Consider the following 1,293-nt stretch of genomic DNA (forward strand, 5'->3'; position numbering starts at 1 on the left):
ATGGTGCACTCGACAGGATTCGAACCTGTGACCGCTCGGTTCGTAGCCGAGTACTCTATCCAGCTGAGCTACGAGTGCATTTGTTGCCGCGCATTATAGGCCGTTCAATCTGTTTGTAAAGCGCTTTTTTCTAGTAATTTCAACAACTTACCGAAGAAGCCAGATTACAACGTACTACGCAAATAATGGCGGAGAACGGGGGATTCGAACCCCCGACACCCTTTTGAGGTGTACTCCCTTAGCAGGGGAGCGCCTTCGGCCACTCGGCCAGCTCTCCGCAACACGGGGCGTATATTAACCAGCTTCTTCCCCGTTTGCAAACATAAAAAACGATAAAAATTAATGGCTTGGTTCTTCGTCCTTCTCTTTCTTGATGCGCAGGTAGATTTCCTCACGGTGGACGGCTACCTCTTTCGGGGCGTTGACCCCAATACGCACTTGATTTCCTTTGACGCCGAGCACGGTCACGGTGATTTCGCCATCACCAATAATCAGGCTTTCTGCGCAACGACGAGTCAGAATCAACATACCTTTCTCCTCACGCCTTACATTTCAGGGACAACAGTCTGCAAAAAAAAGGCACTCGACCTACAACCCAAAACGGTCGTGGCCTACATGCCTGAGTATTGACTAGCGCGAGCAAAAGAACAGCCTCGGGGTCACGCCATTCAAAAAACAAAAGGCGCGGTCAGACCGCGCCTTTTGGCAAACGCATCACTCGCCCTGGCGGGCCGGTGCGTCCAGTTCGAAAGCCGTGTGCAGAGCGCGCACAGCCAGTTCCAGGTATTTCTCTTCGATCACTACGGAGACTTTGATTTCCGAAGTCGAGATCATCTGGATGTTGATGCTTTCCTTGGCCAGAGCTTCGAACATGCGACTGGCGACGCCCGCATGAGAGCGCATGCCAACGCCGACAATCGACACCTTGGCGATCTTGGTGTCGCCGATGACTTCACGGGCACCGATCTCGGCAGCGGTCTTTTCCAGTACGGTTTGCGCCGCCTGGTAGTCGTTGCGGTGTACGGTGAAGGTGAAGTCGGTGGTGTTATCGTGCGCTACGTTCTGCACGATCATGTCGACTTCGATGTTCGCGGCGCTGATCGGGCCGAGAATCTTGAACGCCACGCCCGGGGTGTCTGGCACGCCACGGATGGTCAGCTTGGCTTCATCGCGGTTGAAAGCGATGCCGGAAATGATCGGCTGTTCCATGGTTTCCTCTTCATCAATAGTAATGAGGGTGCCCGGACCCTCCTTGAAGCTGTGCAGTACGCGCAGCGGAACGTTGTACTTGCC

2 protein-coding genes and 2 tRNA genes are annotated in these 1,293 nt (G+C 53.9%); all 4 read right to left on the reverse strand.

Going from position 1 to position 1,293, the window contains the following annotated elements:
- Position 1 precedes the first annotated feature (1 nt).
- Positions 2 to 78: transfer RNA gene (locus tag D8V06_RS03970), tRNA-Arg, on the reverse strand.
- Between the two features lie 108 nt (positions 79 to 186).
- Positions 187 to 277: transfer RNA gene (locus D8V06_RS03975), tRNA-Ser, on the reverse strand.
- 62 nt (positions 278 to 339) lie between these two features.
- Positions 340 to 528 carry a carbon storage regulator CsrA gene (gene csrA / locus D8V06_RS03980; RefSeq protein ID WP_002554426.1) on the reverse strand — a complete coding sequence of 63 codons (189 nt, stop codon included), beginning with the start codon at positions 526 to 528 and terminating at the stop codon, positions 340 to 342.
- A 186-nt stretch (positions 529 to 714) separates the two neighbouring features.
- On the reverse strand, positions 715 to 1,293 hold a 579-nt coding region (locus D8V06_RS03985; protein ID WP_130930488.1), incomplete at its 5' end, for an ACT domain-containing protein.

It is taken from the genome of Pseudomonas sp. Sample_24, assembly GCF_004307605.1.
Taxonomy (GTDB): Bacteria; Pseudomonadota; Gammaproteobacteria; order Pseudomonadales; family Pseudomonadaceae; genus Aquipseudomonas.

What these genes read in the sequence shown, in the direction of transcription:
- csrA (WP_002554426.1), bottom strand. Translation starts at nt 528, where the DNA reads ATGTTGATTCTGACTCGTCGTTGCGCAGAAAGCCTGATTATTGGTGAT.